Here is a 17,583-nt window from a genome sequence, read left to right as displayed (position 1 = left end):
ATCAGATGAATTTTCGTCAAGTTGGTCTAATCCTTTTGTACAAAAAGGCCTAAATATTTTAACGTGTTAACTCTATTTTTTTACACCATTTCAAACTTTGAAATGAAGGTGACAATGGATCATGACAGAAAAAAAACTGGAAACTTCACTGGTCAATGCGGGCAGAAGCCGTAAATTTACTCAAGGCGCAGTCAATCCGATCATTCAACGAACATCATCTGTGATTTTCGATTCTGTCGCATCCAAAAGGCAGGCAACACACAACTGCGCCAATGGCGAACTGTTTTATGGCCGGCGTGGCACACAAACCCATTTCTCTTTTCAGGAAGCCATGGCTGAATTGGAAGGGGGCGCTGGTTGTACGCTTTATCCTTCTGGTGCCGCCGCGATCAGCAATGCCATTCTCTCTTTTGTCGCCACTGGCGATCATATCCTGTTAACAGGTTCAGCTTACGATCCGACACAAGGCTTTTGTGACAAGATATTGTCACGGATGAATATGACTACCGATTATTTCGATCCGATGATTGGTGAGGAGATTGCTGAACTGATTAAGCCCAATACCAAAGTGGTGTTTCTTGAATCCCCAGGCTCAATCACCATGGAAGTACAGGATATTCCCGCAATTGTCCGCGCGGTACGGCAAGTCAATCCAGATATTGTCATTATGATAGATAATACCTGGGCCGCCGGTGTGCTGTTTAAAGCACTGGAGTTCGGCATCGATATTTCTATTCAATCCGGCACCAAATACATTGTTGGTCACTCAGACGCCATGTTAGGTATTGCCGTCGCAAATGAACGCTGCTGGGCGCAACTGCGGGAAAGCTCCTATTTAATGGGACAAATGGCGGATGCCGATACGGTGTATATGGCAAGTCGCGGCTTGCGGACTTTAGCAATTCGCCTGAAACAGCATGAAAAAAGCAGTATCGAGATAGCACGGTGGCTGCAACAAAGATCCGAGGTTGCAGCGGTCTATCATCCGGCCTTACCCTCCTGCCCCGGCTACGACAATTTCATCCGCGATTTTAGCGGCAGTAATGGCCTGTTCTCTTTTCAATTGAAAGAAAGGTTAACACACCAGCAATTCTCAAATTATCTGGATAATTTTCACCATTTTAAAATGGCATTTTCATGGGGTGGTTTCGAATCGCTGATCTTGGGTTATCAACCAGAAGAGATCAAAACAATGCGCCAGTACGATACCCCACAAAAAACAGGCACCCTGTTCCGCTTGCATGTCGGGCTGGAAAATGTTCAGGATTTGATTGATGACTTAGCTGAGGGATTTAGTCGAATTTTTGCTGATTAATCTTATTGGTTTCATGTTGCATTTAAGTTTAGTTAACAGAGAAAACCCCCTTATAATATCTTATTAAATATCAATTGGTTATTGGAATAATTTAACTACGCTAGTGAAATACGAATCTTCTTTACTATTTTTGAGCAAGCACATTAAGTGGACGTTAACACTATAATCATGTAGTTTTAATGTCTACTTAAAGTAAAGCTATCGTTAATTAAGTAGATATTAAGACCACGAATACATAGAGCTGCTATCTACTAATGAATAGATCCACTGCACTTTATCGATTAACTGACTGGGACAAAAAAGGACGATATATCTTCACCCTTGCCGATCTCAGAAAAATCTTTCCTGAAGATGGCACTAAAACACTTCAGGCAGGCTTAAATCGCCTGGTTAAAGAATCGGTGCTCTCGCGGCCTGTACGCGGAGTTTATCTATTTAACTTTGCTCACAGCCGCGATAGTTACACCATTGAACATATCGCCAAAGCACTACGACGCGGTGAGTACAACTACGTTAGCCTTGAATCCGCATTAAGTGAATATGGGATCATTTCACAGATCCCTATCGACAGACTCACCGTGATGACAACAGGCAGGAAAGGTGTTTATTACACGCCACTTGGCACTATTGAATTCACTCATACTAAACGCCAACAGGAAGATATTTTAGCCAGTATCACGCAAACAGGCCGCCCTTTAAGACTCGCCAAACCTGAATGTGCACTACGTGACTTAAAGCGAGTTGGTCGCAATATCCATTTAGTCAATAAACAGGAACTCATACATGGTTAATAAAGCGAATTTTACCCAACTTACCGAACTGGCAATGCAGGTACCGGGACGCTCCCATATGCGACCAGTTATTGAGAAGGAACTGCTGCATTACGATATTCTCTATGGCCTTGATACTGATGGACTGTTAGATCAATTGACTTTCCAAGGCGGCACATCTCTGCGTTTGTGTCACGGCGCTCCGCGTTTTAGTGAAGATCTGGACTTTTCCGGCGGTGTTGACTTTAACCGTAATCAATTACAGGCCATGAAAACGTGTTTGGAACACTACATTGGCAAACGTTACGGTTTTGAAGTTTCAGTTAAAGAACCAGCCGATTTAAGAAACGAACCTGAATATGCAGGTCTTAATGTAGATAAGTGGCAAGTTTCCATTGTCACTGCGCCTAAACGCAAAGATCTCCCCAAACAGAAAATCAAAATTGAAGTTGCCAATATCCCCTCTTATTCACGGGAACCAAAGGCTCTGATGGCTAACTACAACTTCTTACCTGATGGCTACACCGATACACTGGTCTTAACAGAATCACTGGATGAAATCATGGCGGATAAACTGGTTTCTCTGGTTAATACACAACGCTATGTACGCCACCGTGATATCTGGGATTTGCGCTGGCTAAAACAGCAAGGAGCCAGCCTACGTATGGATTGGGTGAACAACAAGATTATGGACTATCGTATTAATGACTATCCGGCAAAGCTAGCCAATATACTGACACATTTACCTGAAATCATTAAAGGTGATGCTTTTCGTAATGAAATGATGCGTTTTATCCCTCATGATGTGCAAGAACGTACGCTGCACAAAGAAAAGTTTTTTATATTTTTAACGACTGAAATTACTGACCTGCTACAACAAGTACAAAATGTATTAAACCGTAGCTTAACATCCGAGAACGAGTTCAATATGTAGATAAGTTAATTATATTTATGTGCAGATAAATTTTCATGTTGTTCTGGTTTCTTGTCAAAGCTGTCGTGGTAAACCAATAAAGCCATTAATCAAGGATCAAGCAAGCCATGGTTAAGATTTTACGGTAAACTGACTTTATATATGCAAATGAAATAGATTGACTTATAACAGTCACAGGATCAGCAATGGAAGTACTAAACGAGATCATGCAAGCATTATGGCAGCATGATTTTTCCAAACTTGCCAACCCCGATGTTCTCTGGATTATTTATGGCATTCTGTTTGTAACACTGGTTCTGGAAAATGGTTTATTGCCCGCCGCTTTTCTGCCCGGTGATACACTCTTAATCCTCACCGGTGCGTTGATTGCCAAAGGGGTAATAAGTTTTATCCCAACTGTTTTCATACTGACAACTGCGGCAAGTATCGGTTGCTGGCTCGGCTACCTTCAAGGAAGATGGCTTGGTGATACTAAACGGGTTAAAGGTTGGCTGGCGCAACTTCCCATTCAATACCGACAACGGGCCGATATGCTGTTTTTCAAACATGGTCTGGCCGCTTTGCTGGTTGGCCGTTTTCTGGCTTTTGTCCGTACTCTGTTACCGACACTGGCAGGTATATCTGGACTCAACAATAAACGTTTTCAAATTTTTAACTGGCTGAGTGGCTTACTATGGGTCGTCATCATGGTCGGTTTTGGTTATCTCCTCAATCAGATCCCGTTTATTAAAAACCACCAGGATCTGGTGATAAACATTTTGATCATTTTACCCATCGTGCTGTTGTTAAGTGGTTTAATCGCCTCTCTGCTGATGTACTGGCGCCACAGGAGAATCACTGCGGTAAAACGTAAATAAAAGTCATTAGGGTTTACAAGCCGCAACAGGATTTTTATTCTTAGCTTAATGCGTCAATATTATGTGGACTGCGGCCCAGTCAATGGGTGATATTCTTGGTGTCGCTGCTCCATAAAACCGGTCAATTCATGTATTGAGCCATATCTTAGTTAAAATGCATGGCTTAGATCACGCCTGTCGTATTACTTTCTTCAATTACCTTTAACATCAACTTAATATCAACCACCCTGTTATGAGGCTACATTATTAATTTTAGCTGATATTTTAAATCTATCTTTTAGGAGGTAGTCATGAACAATCAACCAATCATCAGACTCGCTGATGGAAACCATATGCCACAATTGGGGCTTGGATCATGGGCCGCAGATAATCAACAGGTAGTTACCACAATCCATGCCGCTCTGGATATCGGTTATCGGGCAATTGACACCGCCGCTATTTACAATAATGAGAAAGGAGTAGGTAAAGCGTTGCAAGAAACAGATATCCCTCGTGAAGATATCTTTGTTACAACCAAGTTGTGGAATGACAGGCATCAAGATGTTCGCGCCGCTTTGACAGAAAGTCTGGAAAAGTTGCAACTGGATTATATTGATCTTTATCTGATGCACTGGCCTGCACCACCGCAGGATCAATATGTAGAAGCCTGGCAGCAATTTATTGAATTACAGAAAGAGGGGCTTATCCGCAGTATCGGGGTTTCTAACTTCCATACCGATCACCTTCAACGGCTGCTCAATGAAACCAGCGTTCACCCCGTGATTAATCAGGTCGAATTACACCCATTACTGCAACAACGCCAGCTTCATGCCTGGAACGCCACTCACAATATTGTTACCGAATCCTGGAGTCCGCTGGCACAAGGTGGTGAAGGTGTATTTGATAATCCATTGGTTCAACATCTGGCGCAAAAGTACAGCAAGACACCGGCTCAGATAGTTATCCGCTGGCACATTGATAACGGTATGATTGTGATCCCAAAATCAACCACGTTATCAAGACTCAGAGAGAATTTTGAGGTGTTCGACTTCAAATTGGACAAAGAAGATCTGACCGCTATGACGACACTGGATATCGGCAAACGTCTGGGACCAACCCCTGAGACATTCGTTGATTTCAGTGAGTTCAGTCATCTTCTTGATTCCAATGATTAATGCTGAATTCACATAACGATAATAGACCAGAAGAACCCAAACGTGCGCGGTATTAATACCGCGCACCAAATTTTGATTCACTGATTGGCAGGGATGGTCACTAGCTGCCCCACAGAACCGCGATCGGCCATTTCCAGGATCTGGCTGTAATACAGGAATGGGAAGTGTTCATAAGATGGCTGGTTCATATAAACCAGTAATTCCACTCGCCCATCAACCCAGACGGTATCTTTCCAACCATAATCCTGTGGCTGAGGTGTCTCACCATTGTGATTAATCACTTTAAACTGCACACCGCCAATATGGAACGGCTGTGGGAAGGTTGCATTTACGATCCAACGCTCCCATGTTCCCTGCTGGCTGGTAATATCTACCCGGTTCATATCCCACAACACACCGTTAATTCCCGGCGTATTATCATCAAGATAAATTTCCCGGTTACGGATTGCATTAGCAACCGGCATAACATCATCGACCAAACGGGATGGCAAGGCATCTGTCACCAAAGATAACAGACCTGTCGGTTTTATGGTCAGAACAGTGCTGGAAATCAACGTAGTCGATGGTTCAAACAACCCACGCAGCTTGTCAAGTATGCCGGCTGATTCACCCGCAGTAACAGAAACTTCATCCCCTTCAGACATATCAATCAATACTTCACGCCGTTCACCTGGCGCAAGGGACAGTTGCGGAACCGCTACCGGCGCAGGTAACAGCCCCAAATCGGTGCCTATCATATAGAAAGGACGGCCATCACTGATCTGGAGCTGATATCGGCGAGCATTGGATGCATTCAGTAAACGCAGACGGATCCAACCACGAGAGACCTCAATAAAAGGATTCTGTACGCCATTAACCAATAATGTATTACCGATAAACCCACCACCCGCGACAGGCTGATACTCAGGAACACCAAAATTATCCAGCCGCTTGTCCTGCAAAATAACCGGAAAGTCATTCACACCATAATGTTTTGGCAACGGCAAATTACGGCTGGTTTCATCTTCCACCAGCCACATGCCAGCCAAACCGTGATAAACATGGGGTGCCATCCGGTTAGGTGTATTGGCATGATACCAGCAAGTCGCCGCCTGCTGACGAATAGGCAACACCGGCGACCAGTCAGCCCCCGGAGAAATTTGACGGGTAACTCCCCCCGTCAGCGTTCCCGGTAATTGCAATCCGCTGACGGTCATCGAAACCGGTTCTGCCAACCGATTACTGTATATCAGTTTGACATCATCGTTTTTATAAACCCGTACCGTCGGGCCAAGATATTGACCATTAATCCCCCACACACTGGTTTTATATTGCCCATCAAAAGTCCAGTGCGCTTTTTGTAAAGTCAAAAATAGTGGCTGTCCACCACGAGATTCCAATAAAGGGGGGATCGGCAAAGCAGTTTGCAGCTTTTTGCTGGCCCCAACCACAAAAGGAGCGGCTCCGATACACATTGCCAAGCCTGATGCCTGAATAAATTGGCGCCGACTAAATGACATATTTTCTCCGCGACAAGCCTAATTAAATTCCAGGTATGATGTGCTTCAGAAATACCTGAAATATTGCAATCATTCACCTGGAGGCTAATAACTCATTATTGAAGTTATTAAAGTTTATTATCCTTTTGATTGCATTTAACAAAAACATTATTTATCAAGCGCTCATCATAACGCGAATAGACCGGGAATTAAACTATCCGAATGCATTACACGAATCTATCTCTGTAAGCGATCAGTACATATCATTTCTATCAATACATTGTGGACACGGGCAACAGGCAAAAATCCTCACATACACCCGGTATGTGAGGATTAAAGTACGTTCGCTTTTGTCAGGCCCACTCTTAATACAAAGAAAGACAGCAAACAAAATAACCGATTATGAGTACTGGCCCGGCTTCTTCATTGCAGCTAATTCCTCATCCAGTGCGTCTATTTTGTCTTTCATCATTTGATGACAATACTCTGCCAATTCACGCACCTGCTCTTTGGTATATCCGGAAGTATCAATGGGCGACAACATTTCCACAATGACGGTGCCATTATTCCAGCGATTCAACTTAATATTGCCATTAGTGATGGAAGAGACACAGACCGGGACAATCGGCACTCCCGCAGAGATAGCGGCATGGAAAGCACCGGTTTTAAACGGCAACAAGCCACGGCCACGGCTACGCGTTCCTTCCGGGAACATCCAGACAGAAATACGGCGTTCTTGAATCTGCTCGACAACCTGGGTAATAGTGCCGTGTGCTTTAGCACGGTTATTTCGATCAATCAGGATATTACCTGCCAGCCAATAAAGCTGACCAAAAAACGGGATTAGCACCAGACTTTTTTTGCCTACCGTCACCGTACCCGGCTGAACCGCATTGGACATGGTTATCATGTCATAGTTGTTCTGATGGTTGCCTACATAGATACTCGGACCATAATTTTTGGCGTCAGCAGGAATACGCTCAATTATTTTGATGCCAAATATTTTCGACAACCGGCCAAACATATTACCAAATACCATGACATGGTCTGGATTACGGGGTCTGAATAAACAGTAAATACCACCGAATACACACACCACAATCGAAAACAGAATAACAATAATGCCACGAATAATAGCTAACATAGCTGCCTCTTGTTTAACGGGCCTCGCTCAAACCCGTTAGTTTCATTTAATTCCACTATTTAGTTACACCAATAGCAGAGGGTGGTGTATCAACCTGAACCCGCTCAATACGTTGCAACCCACGAGGTAGAGATGTTCCTTTACGCCCACGCTCTGCACGGAATTTCTGTAAATCCTCAGGACGCAGAGTCAGTTTACGTTTACCAAAGTAAAGTGTAATTGACGATTGTGGCGGTAGTATCAATAACCAACTCAATAGATCATTTTCTGACGCTGACTGAACAGAGATGATCTTATTTCCTTTCCCTTTGGAAAGCTGAGGTAAATCCGCAACCGGAAACATTAACATCCGGCCTGCACTGGTGATTGCCAGCAGCATATCATCCTGCGCGTTATTTATTTCCAGCGGCGTCATGACGCCAGCATTTTCCGGCAATGTAATCAGTGCTTTACCCGCCCGATTTTTGGCGACCAGATCACTAAAAGTACAGATAAAACCGTAACCAGCATCAGATGCCATCAAAAATTTCTGTTCATCAGATGCCATCAGTACATGTTCTACTGTTGCACCCACGGGCAGAGTCAATTTACCCGTCAGTGGTTCCCCTTGACCTCTGGCAGAAGGCATATCCCGCGGATCAAGAGAGTAGCTGCGACCCGCTGTATCAATAAAAACAACCGGTTGATTGCTCTTACCACGAGCCGCGCCACGGAAACTGTCGCCCGCTTTGTAATTCAGCCCGGCCGGATCGATATCATGACCTTTCGCACTGCGCACCCAACCCATCTCTGACAATACGATGGTCACCGGTTCACAAGGTGTGATGTCGTGCTCGCTCATGGCCTTGGCTTCATCACGTACTCTCATTGGAGAACAACGTTCATCGCCATAAGTCGCCGCATCAGCAATAATCTCTTTCTTCAATAACGTGTTCAGCTTGCGCTCAGAACCTAAAATTGCCTGTAACTTATCACGCTCTTTCGCCAGTTCATTCTGCTCGCCACGGATTTTCACCTCTTCCAGTTTAGCTAAGTGGCGTAATTTCAGTTCCAGAATGGCTTCCGTCTGAGTCTCACTTAAACCAAAACGTTCCATTAACACCGGTTTTGGCTCATCTTCGCTACGGATAATATGGATGACTTCATCAATATTGAGAAACGCGATCAGTAAACCTTCCAGCACATGCAGGCGTTTAAGAACTTTTTCCAGACGATGGTTCAAACGCTTACGTACAGTTTCACGGCGGAATACCAGCCATTCGGCCAGGATCTCAACCAAACCTTTTACGGTCGGGCGGTTATCCAATCCGATCATATTCAGGTTGACGCGATAACTCTTTTCCAGATCGGTTGTCGCAAACAGGTGGTTCATTACCTGCTCCACATCCACCCGGTTTGTCCGGGGAACAATCACCAATCGAGTTGGATTTTCATGATCAGATTCATCACGTAAATCATCAACCATAGGTAATTTTTTAGCCCGCATCTGGTTGGCTATCTGTTCCAGCACTTTAGCGCCAGAAACCTGATGTGGCAGCGCAGTGATCACCACATTGCCATCTTCTTTTGACCAAACTGCACGCATTCGTACCGAACCGCGGCCACTTTTATAAATTTTACGGATATCTTCTTGCGACGTGATGATCTCCGCTTCGGTCGGATAATCAGGACCTTTAACATGTTCCATCAGCTCATCAAGGGAGCTTTGTGGCTTATCCAGCAGCGTTATCAGTGCATTAGCCACTTCACGGGCGTTATGAGGCGGGATATCTGTCGCCATGCCTACCGCAATACCGGTGGTGCCATTCAGCAAAATATTTGGCAAACGCGCCGGCAGCATTTTCGGTTCCTGCAACGTGCCGTCAAAATTCGGTACCCAGTCAACCGTGCCGTGACCTAATTCCGTCAGCAACAACTCTGCATATTTGGACAGACGGGATTCTGTATAACGCATCGCGGCGAAAGATTTAGGATCATCCGGCGCCCCCCAGTTCCCTTGCCCATCCACCAGCGGATAACGGTAAGAGAATGGCTGCGCCATCAGCACCATCGCTTCATAACAGGCACCATCACCATGTGGATGGTACTTACCCAATACATCACCTACGGTACGGGCGGATTTCTTAAATTTAGCGGTATTGTTCAGCCCAAGTTCTGACATGGCATAAACAATACGGCGCTGAACCGGTTTCAAACCGTCACCGATAAAGGGCAGCGCCCTGTCCATGATGACGTACATGGAGTAGTTCAGATAAGCATTTTCAGTAAACGAGTGGAGCGGTAAACGCTCCACGCCATCGTGAGTTATCTCACTCATTCGTTAATTTCCTCAGAATCTTCTTTGACTATCCCTGTGGGCGTTACACTTCAATTTCCACAGTATCACCCTTATCTTGCAGCCAGTTACGGCGATCTTCTGAACGCTTCTTCGCCAGCAACATATCCATCACAGAGAAGGTTTCCTGATAGTTTTCATCATTGATAGTCAATTGCACCAGACGGCGGGTATTCGGGTCTAACGTCGTTTCACGCAGTTGCAGCGGGTTCATTTCACCTAACCCTTTAAAGCGCTGTACGTTAGGCTTACCCCGTTTGCGGCTCAGGCGATCCAGCACCGCGCTCTTTTCCTCTTCATCCAGTGCGTAATACACTTCTTTACCCAAATCAATACGATATAAAGGCGGCATTGCCATATAAACATGGCCGTTCTTAACCAATGTTGGGAAGTGGCGGACAAACAATGCACACAACAGCGTCGCAATATGCAAGCCATCTGAGTCGGCATCAGCCAGAATACAGACTTTACCATAGCGTAACTGGCTGAGATCGTTGCTATCCGGGTCGATGCCAATAGCAACTGAGATATCATGAACTTCCTGTGACGCTAACACTTCATCCGAAGAGACTTCCCAGGTATTCAGAATTTTTCCTTTCAACGGCATGATCGCCTGATACTCACGATCACGGGCCTGTTTCGCCGAACCGCCCGCAGAATCCCCTTCCACCAGAAATAATTCGGTGAGATTCAGATCCTGTGATGTGCAGTCAGCTAATTTTCCCGGTAACGCAGGGCCGCTGGTCAGTTTTTTACGCACAACCTTTTTCGCGGCGCGCATTCTGCGTTGTGCACTGGCGATCGCCAGTTCAGCCAATTGCTCTGCTTCCTGTACATTCTGGTTTAGCCACAAACTGAACGCATCTTTAACGACACCAGAAACAAAGGCAGCAGATTGGCGGGAAGAGAGACGTTCTTTCGTCTGACCGGCAAATTGCGGGTCCTGCATTTTTACAGACAGAACGTAAGCACAGCGATCCCAGATGTCATCGGCAGAAAGCTTCACACCGCGTGGCAGGATATTGCGGAATTCACAAAATTCACGCATGGCATCCAGTAGCCCCTGACGCAACCCATTTACATGCGTACCGCCCTGTACGGTCGGGATCAGGTTCACATAACTTTCAGCCAGGAGTTCTCCCCCTTCCGGCAACCAGAGCAGTGCCCAGTCAACCGCTTCGGTTTCACCGCTGAAAGTCCCGACAAAAGGAGTTTCCGGCAATGTTATCAGGCCATTAACCGCCGCCATCAGATAGTCGGTCAGACCATCGGCATAACACCATTTTTGTTCGGTGTCGTTGATTTTATCTTTAAAAACAATTTCCACCCCCGGACACAAAACTGCTTTCGCTTTCAGCAAATGCGCCAAACGGGAAACTGAGAAACGTGGGCTGTCAAAGAAACTTTCATCAGGCCAAAAATGAACACTGGTACCGGTATTGCGTTTACCACAACGGCCGATCACCACCAGCTCCTGCACTTTATCGCCATTCTCAAAAGCGATTTGGTACACCTGACTGTCACGTCGGACGGTGACTTCAGTCCGCTTGGACAAAGCATTAACCACAGAGATCCCCACACCGTGAAGACCACCGGAAAATTGATAGTTTTTATTAGAAAATTTACCACCGGCATGTAAGCGGCTCAGGATCAGTTCAACCGCTGAAACCCCTTCTTCCTGATGAATATCAACCGGCATACCACGGCCATCATCAATGACCTCCAGTGACTGATCGCGATGAAGGATCACTTCAATATGTTTAGCGTGACCCGCCAAAGCTTCATCCACGCTGTTATCGATCACTTCCTGTGCCAAATGGTTCGGACGCGTTGTATCAGTGTACATTCCCGGACGACGGCGAACCGGTTCCAGACCACTGAGAACTTCAATGGCATCTGCGTTGTAACTAGATTGAGTCATGTTGTAATTCTGTCGGTTGCTTCTTGATTAAAGGGATAATCAGTTTTGTATACTGTTGATAATACCAGTCGTTCAAACATTTTTGGCAAGTTTTTTCTCGCCATCACTGGAAAACCCAAGAAAGTTGATGATTTGCGGGAAATAGTGCTCAAACCCGATAAAGGTGTGATTACCACCAGATTCAATAGTTTGCTTACATAATATAAGATAGGCAACGGCTTGACGATAATCCAGCACCTCATCCCCAGTTTGCTGCAATAACCAGATAAGATCCGGTGACTCTAGCGGTTCGATATGCATGATTTTGAGATCATGGATATGGCGCTGTTCCAAAGTATACCGTTGATTGGTATAGGGGTTAATATTTTTCCCAAGATAATCCCGCAGTAACTCAAACGGGCGAACCGCCGGATTGACAACAACTGCGGGTAAACTGAAACATTGTGAAAGCCATATCGCCAGATAACCGCCCAGAGAAGAGCCAACAATACCCAAATTATCCCCGGCACGTTCCATCACCAGATTTTCCAGCAGTTCAGCCGCTTCTTCAGGATAAGGCGGTAACTGAGGCACCAATATATCAATTTCAGGATGATGTTGATGCAGCCACTTTTTCAGGGCATTCGCTTTTACGGATTGTGGGGAACTGTTAAAACCATGCAGATAGAGTAACGTTGACATCAGGCTGTGTCCCTCAATTGTGCGTAAATACGACTGGCCGCTACGTTCCTGTGCGATAAGCCACAAATGGTGAGGCTTGGCAGACCCAATAAGCAGAGAGTAACACAGCGGCACAAAGAGACAAACACAACCTAGTATCCATCCGAATCTAAATCAGGGCAGAATTCATGGCTCTCCAGTCTATGGACCTGAGTTGTCAAACTAAATTCACCATTATCGGCAATAGACAATTCGAGATAACGCCATCCCGGCGCGACGGTATCGAGCGTAAAATTAGTGCAGTGTGGCTTGAATTGCACGCTTGTTGATGGTGTCGCCATCATACGAATGCCATTCCAACCCAGATCCATCTCCTGATGGATATGCCCGCAAAGCATCGCCTTAACCCGTGAATAACCTTGCAGGTACTCAGCCAGAATGTGTGAGTTACGCAAACTGTGCTGATCCAGCCAGGTGCAACCCGATGGTAATGGATGATGATGAAGCAAGATCACCGTGTAACGTTCAGGATATATATCCAGGCACTTTTTCATCCATTCAAGCTGATATTCCGACAACTCGCCGTGCGGAACACCCGATACCTGGCTATCAAGCAGCAGGAGTTGCCAGTACTCACCGACCAAAATCTGTTTCGACGGAGAAACGCCCGCAGCCGCCAGGGCATCCACCATCGCAGGCTGGTAATCATGGTTACCGGGCAACCAGACACAAGGTGCTGGCAAACGGGCAATACCAGCGGCAAAATGCCAATAGGCTGCCAGCGACTGATCCTGTGCTAAATCACCTGTCGCAACGATTAAATCAATATTAGCATTTTGTTTGAGGATGGCATCCAGCACCGCGTGGTAACTGCGATAAGTATTAACACCCAACAAAGTCTCTTCTTTGCCGGCAAAAAGATGCGTATCTGTTATTTGTAATATTTTGGCTGTGGTTCCTTCTACCACAGGCAGTTTAAACTGGCTTTCCAAATGGTTTCCTTGTCCTATAAATCATTGGCGAGCATCATAACCCGCTTTAACGCAAGAGATCTGCTGACTGGCACACACTTCCCTTTTCTCAGTTAAAAATCAGGAATTATCTGAATTCCACGCTTTTTTTAACTTTTCATGGTGCAATGCTAACCATTGTATCGCAATCACTGAAGCGGCATTATCAATAATGCCCTCTTCCACCCATTGATAAGCCTGCTCACGGCTGACCACATGTACCCGAATATCTTCATGTTCACCCGACAATCCATGAATACCGGCAGCTTTAGTGGCATCCACTTCACCCACCATCACGGAGATACGTTCCGTTGTTCCTCCAGGGCTGGAGAGATAACTCAACACTGGTTTACAGCGTTTAACTTCAATTCCCGCCTCCTCCATCGCTTCGCGGCGCACTACACGCTCGACATCCTCGCCCTCTTCAATCATACCGGCAATAATTTCCAGCAACCACGGCGTTGCTTTAGTCTCTATCGCCGGAATTCGGATCTGTTCTATCAGCACAACTTCATCACGACGTGGATCATAAGGTAGCAACGCCCCCGCATGTCCTCGTTCAAAAACTTCGCGACTGACCTCTTCACTCCAGCCACCAGCAAACAGACGATGACGGAAGCGGTAATTTGTCAGTTTGAAGAATCCTTTGTACAGACTCTTTTTCGCTATAATTTCCACATCCTGTTTATTCAGCATAACTGGCATGGACGGTTTTTTATTCATGAAATTCTCCTGATATACTTCCTTATTTGCTAGCCACTAAATGATATTAATCAAGCAGAGTTAAAAAATTCATCTTTTGATGGTGTAAAGTTAAGCTAAATTAAGGCAATATGGCACAAACGGCTACCTTCGACTGATAGCATACTCTGCTAGAATCAGTGATATTTCGTTTTTCATCAAGGCAACAAGCAAAATAGCTGCACAACAAGGAATGCAAATGAAGAAACTGCTCTCCCTTTTTATCGCTATGAGCCTAGCGGGATTTAGCTCTGTCAGTCAGGCTGAAGATCTTTTGCAGGTTTATAAGCAAGCAAAAGAAAGTAATCCTGAACTACGTAAATCAATGGCTGAGCGTAATGCAGCTTTTGAAAAAATTAATGAATCCCGTAGTCCATTATTACCTCAGTTGGGATTAAATACGGGATATACCTACAACAGTGGTTACCGCGATACACGCGACACAGAAAACAATGCTTTGAGCGCAACGCTTAAGCTGACTCAAACCATTTTTGATATGTCTAAATGGCGCCAGTTGAACTTACAAGAAAAAACGGCGGGTATTGCCGACGTTACCTACCAGAGCAGTGAACAAAAACTGATTTTGGATAGTGCAACGGCTTATTTCAAAGTCCTGCGCGCAATTGATTCACTCTCCTACATTGAAGCGCAGAAAGCAGCGGTTTACCGCCAGTTGGATCAAATCACTCAGCGTTTTAATGTCGGTCTGGTCGCCATTACCGATGTTCAGAACGCCCGAGCTAACTACGATAGCGTACTCGCTCAGGAAGTTGTTGGCCGCAATGATCTGGATAATGCGTTAGAAGCTCTGCGTCAGGTAACCGGTACTTATTACCCTCAGTTATCCTCGCTGAACATTGATCGCTTCAATACACATAAACCAGAAGCAGTGGATATTCTGGTGAAAGAGGCGGAGAAACGTAATCTAAGCCTGTTATCCGCCCGTTTAGGTCAGGACCTGGCTCGTGAGCAAATCAAAGCAGCACAAACCGGCCATATGCCAACAATTGATCTAAGCGCCTCTACCGGCGTCTCAAACATCCAGTCTCACGGCTCCGGCTATGAGTCCAACCAAAAACCCGGCAATGCCTATAATGGCGAAAACAGTGTTGGTCTGACACTCAGTCTGCCAATTTACAGCGGTGGAGCAACCAGTTCCCGCGTTGAGCAGGCACAATATGGTTTTGTCAGCGCTAGCGAACAGTTGGAAAGCACCTATCGCAATGTAATACAGGTTGTCCGTTCTTCTTTTAACAACATATCTGCCTCCATCAGCAGTATCAACGCCTACAAGCAGGTTGTTGTTTCCGCGCAAAGCTCACTGGATGCAATGGAAGCAGGTTATCAGGTCGGTACACGTACCATTGTTGATGTGCTGAATGCAACGACAACGTTGTACGATGCCAAACAAAAACTGTCCAATGCTCGCTATGATTATCTGATTAATCAACTGAATATTCAGCATGCGCTTGGCACGCTTAATGAGAACGATTTAGCAGCGCTGAATAATACGCTAGATAAACAGATCTCAACGTCAGCCAGCAGTATTGTTCGGGAAATAAACGCGCCAGTAACATCTGGCCGTAACTAATTCAGTTCTTCTACCTTCACTAATAGCAGCCCGCCGGAAAGCGGGCTGTTTTATTTCCGGCCCAACGACAATTTGAGCCGAAAGAAAACCCGGTATTTATCTTAATGCAGAAAATATATAAATCAGAAAAATCCTTCAAATGGATTCCAGCTCTGGCTATTCACTGTTTCTTTCAAATAGTAAGCGTAGTTAGCAGTCATTCCCCATATTGCCGCAAAAGCGAAGCTAATCCCCTTGTCAGCAGCTGGAGGGATCTCAATACCCAGAACACCTTCAATGACCCCTAATAGCATTATTATAACAACCGCGATGCCGAATAAAATCAGATTTTTTCGCCATAAACCTAAAACAAAGAAGTAAATAAAACCAAAAAAGAAGGCGATAAAATTCATGTTCAACAAAATACGGCGCCCAAATGGTTCTGCTTTCATGGCAGCTTTATGCTCAGATGCCTTAGGAGCGCCGTGCTGTTCAAAAAATGTAAAACGCGCTTGCCATTTTTCTGAATATTGACTTTTATCCATCCTACTGAATTCCTTAATTAAAATAGAAAATACAACACAAATAATATAATAACAATTGATTACTAATTTAAACTTATATTGCCGAGATTATTTTCTAGCGCTAAAACGGCAGATACTGTAATTAGCAGATTTATTTACATCATAACGTTACCCGTTTAGTTATCCTTAATTTACCGGAACTTATGCGGGTGGAATTAATACCACAAAATATCAATTACAGCACTAATTTTTAAAATCCATATATATTTTACAGCATTAAAACCAAACTAAGTGGAATACCAGACAATCAATATCCGGCAGCCACTTTGTCAGACAAAAAATTAGGTTATCAATTCGAAGGTTTATGCTTTAATTTTGCTCATCTTTCCCCTATCCTTAGAGCTATTTCATTAAAGAATCACAGACACCTAAAATCTGGGTATACGACTATGACAATAAAGCGGACCAAAAATATTAATCACGACGCATTCCGTAAGGCTTGGCGCAACTATCGCCTTGCCCCTGTGGCAATCGCTGTCAGTGCAGTTTTCATGTTATCTGCCTGTGAACAGAGTGATGAAACCGTCTCTCTTTACATGAATGCAGATGATTGTTCTCAGACAAACCCATCACAAAGTGAACAATGTAATCTGACTTACAACAACGCTTTGAAAGAAGCGGAAAAAACAGCGCCTAAATATGCGACCAAAGAAGACTGTATCGCTGAGTTTGGTGAAGCACAATGTACTCAAGCTCCGGCACAGGCGGGCCTTGGCAGCACATCTACCATGGATGGCTCCAGCACAGTTGCGAATAGCAATGCACAAGCCCAACCGCAGCAAAGTGGCAGCTTCTGGATGCCTCTGATGGCCGGTTTTATGATGGGCCGTCTGATGGGCGGTGGCGCGGCACCTTCACAACCGCTGTTTAGCTCCAAATCTGCCACCAGCCCGGCAAACGGTAAATTTGTTGATGCGACGGGTAAAAGCTATGGCCCTGCTACTGCCGGTGGCCGTTCTATGACGGTTCCTAAAACCGCTATGGCGCCAAAACCCGCCACGACGACAACCATCACCCGCGGCGGCTTCGGTAACTCTGTTGCAAAACAGTCAACCATGCAACGTAGTTCCTCTTCTAGTTCTACTTCACGCTCAATGGGGGGCTAATCGC

General features: G+C 45.2%; 15 protein-coding genes. 7 read left to right on the top strand and 8 right to left on the bottom strand.

The genetic code is table 11. The features are described 5' to 3' along the window. Window positions 1-121 precede the first annotated feature (121 nt). The 5 genes from metC to dkgA all read left to right on the top strand — a co-directional run bounded on the left by metC (window position 122) and on the right by dkgA (window position 5,030). Window positions 122-1,315: a cystathionine beta-lyase gene (metC, locus tag ACUN2T_RS04775; RefSeq protein WP_445496478.1), complete on the top strand. Its 1,194-nt coding sequence runs from the start codon at window positions 122-124 to the stop codon at window positions 1,313-1,315. Between the two features lie 254 nt (window positions 1,316-1,569). Beyond that, the gene (abiEi, locus tag ACUN2T_RS04770) at window positions 1,570-2,106 is read left to right on the top strand and encodes a type IV toxin-antitoxin system AbiEi family antitoxin (RefSeq protein WP_445496477.1); all 537 of its coding nucleotides are present in this window, start codon (window positions 1,570-1,572) and stop codon (window positions 2,104-2,106) included. Then, a complete protein-coding gene (locus ACUN2T_RS04765; protein ID WP_445496476.1) occupies window positions 2,099-3,019 on the top strand; it encodes a nucleotidyl transferase AbiEii/AbiGii toxin family protein in 921 nt (306 codons plus the stop codon). The genes abiEi and ACUN2T_RS04765 overlap by 8 nt, the downstream gene beginning before the upstream one ends. Window positions 3,020-3,204: 185 nt before the next feature. Continuing rightward, entirely contained in the window at window positions 3,205-3,876 is a 672-nt protein-coding gene (locus ACUN2T_RS04760) for a DedA family protein (RefSeq protein ID WP_445496475.1), read from the top strand. A gap of 290 nt (window positions 3,877-4,166) precedes the next feature. Further along, window positions 4,167-5,030 carry a 2,5-didehydrogluconate reductase DkgA gene (gene dkgA, locus ACUN2T_RS04755; protein ID WP_445496474.1) on the top strand — a complete coding sequence of 288 codons (864 nt, stop codon included), beginning with the start codon at window positions 4,167-4,169 and terminating at the stop codon, window positions 5,028-5,030. A 77-nt stretch (window positions 5,031-5,107) separates the two neighbouring features. Here dkgA and ftsP read toward each other — a convergent pair whose 3' ends face one another. The 7 genes from ftsP to nudF form a co-directional block, all read right to left on the bottom strand. Further along, window positions 5,108-6,529 carry a cell division protein FtsP gene (gene ftsP / locus ACUN2T_RS04750; RefSeq protein WP_445496473.1) on the bottom strand — a complete coding sequence of 474 codons (1,422 nt, stop codon included), beginning with the start codon at window positions 6,527-6,529 and terminating at the stop codon, window positions 5,108-5,110. Between the two features lie 379 nt (window positions 6,530-6,908). Then, the gene (locus tag ACUN2T_RS04745) at window positions 6,909-7,652 is read right to left on the bottom strand and encodes a 1-acylglycerol-3-phosphate O-acyltransferase (protein ID WP_445496472.1); all 744 of its coding nucleotides are present in this window, start codon (window positions 7,650-7,652) and stop codon (window positions 6,909-6,911) included. Between the two features lie 55 nt (window positions 7,653-7,707). Further along, window positions 7,708-9,969 (bottom strand): DNA topoisomerase IV subunit A, encoded by a 2,262-nt coding sequence (gene parC, locus ACUN2T_RS04740; protein ID WP_445496471.1) that lies wholly within the window; start codon window positions 9,967-9,969, stop codon window positions 7,708-7,710. 43 nt (window positions 9,970-10,012) lie between these two features. Then, window positions 10,013-11,908 (bottom strand): DNA topoisomerase IV subunit B, encoded by a 1,896-nt coding sequence (gene parE, locus ACUN2T_RS04735; RefSeq protein ID WP_445496470.1) that lies wholly within the window; start codon window positions 11,906-11,908, stop codon window positions 10,013-10,015. Window positions 11,909-11,980: 72 nt separating this feature from the next. Beyond that, entirely contained in the window at window positions 11,981-12,589 is a 609-nt protein-coding gene (yqiA, locus tag ACUN2T_RS04730; RefSeq protein WP_445496469.1) for an esterase YqiA, read from the bottom strand. 131 nt (window positions 12,590-12,720) lie between these two features. Beyond that, window positions 12,721-13,560: a 3',5'-cyclic-AMP phosphodiesterase gene (gene cpdA / locus ACUN2T_RS04725; protein WP_445496468.1), complete on the bottom strand. Its 840-nt coding sequence runs from the start codon at window positions 13,558-13,560 to the stop codon at window positions 12,721-12,723. A 99-nt stretch (window positions 13,561-13,659) separates the two neighbouring features. Further along, the gene (gene nudF, locus ACUN2T_RS04720; RefSeq protein ID WP_445496467.1) at window positions 13,660-14,301 is read right to left on the bottom strand and encodes an ADP-ribose diphosphatase; all 642 of its coding nucleotides are present in this window, start codon (window positions 14,299-14,301) and stop codon (window positions 13,660-13,662) included. A 217-nt stretch (window positions 14,302-14,518) separates the two neighbouring features. Between nudF and tolC the strand changes: the two genes are divergently transcribed. After that, complete coding sequence (tolC, locus tag ACUN2T_RS04715; protein WP_445496466.1) at window positions 14,519-15,910, top strand: outer membrane channel protein TolC; 1,392 nt, start codon at window positions 14,519-14,521, stop codon at window positions 15,908-15,910. Window positions 15,911-16,032: 122 nt separating this feature from the next. Here the strand turns inward: tolC and ACUN2T_RS04710 are convergent, their stop codons facing one another. After that, window positions 16,033-16,434 carry a DUF2628 domain-containing protein gene (locus ACUN2T_RS04710; RefSeq protein WP_445496465.1) on the bottom strand — a complete coding sequence of 134 codons (402 nt, stop codon included), beginning with the start codon at window positions 16,432-16,434 and terminating at the stop codon, window positions 16,033-16,035. Between the two features lie 428 nt (window positions 16,435-16,862). Here ACUN2T_RS04710 and ACUN2T_RS04705 point away from each other — a divergent pair, with 428 nt between their 5' ends. Then, window positions 16,863-17,579, top strand: coding sequence for a DUF1190 family protein (locus ACUN2T_RS04705; RefSeq protein WP_445496464.1), 717 nt, complete (start codon window positions 16,863-16,865; stop codon window positions 17,577-17,579). The last annotated feature ends 4 nt before the right edge of the window (window positions 17,580-17,583 follow it).

The sequence above is a fragment of the Photorhabdus machadonis genome, assembly GCF_052657765.1.
Note: the sequence above shows the minus strand (reverse complement) of the source record. Positions and strands in the feature narration are given on the sequence as shown.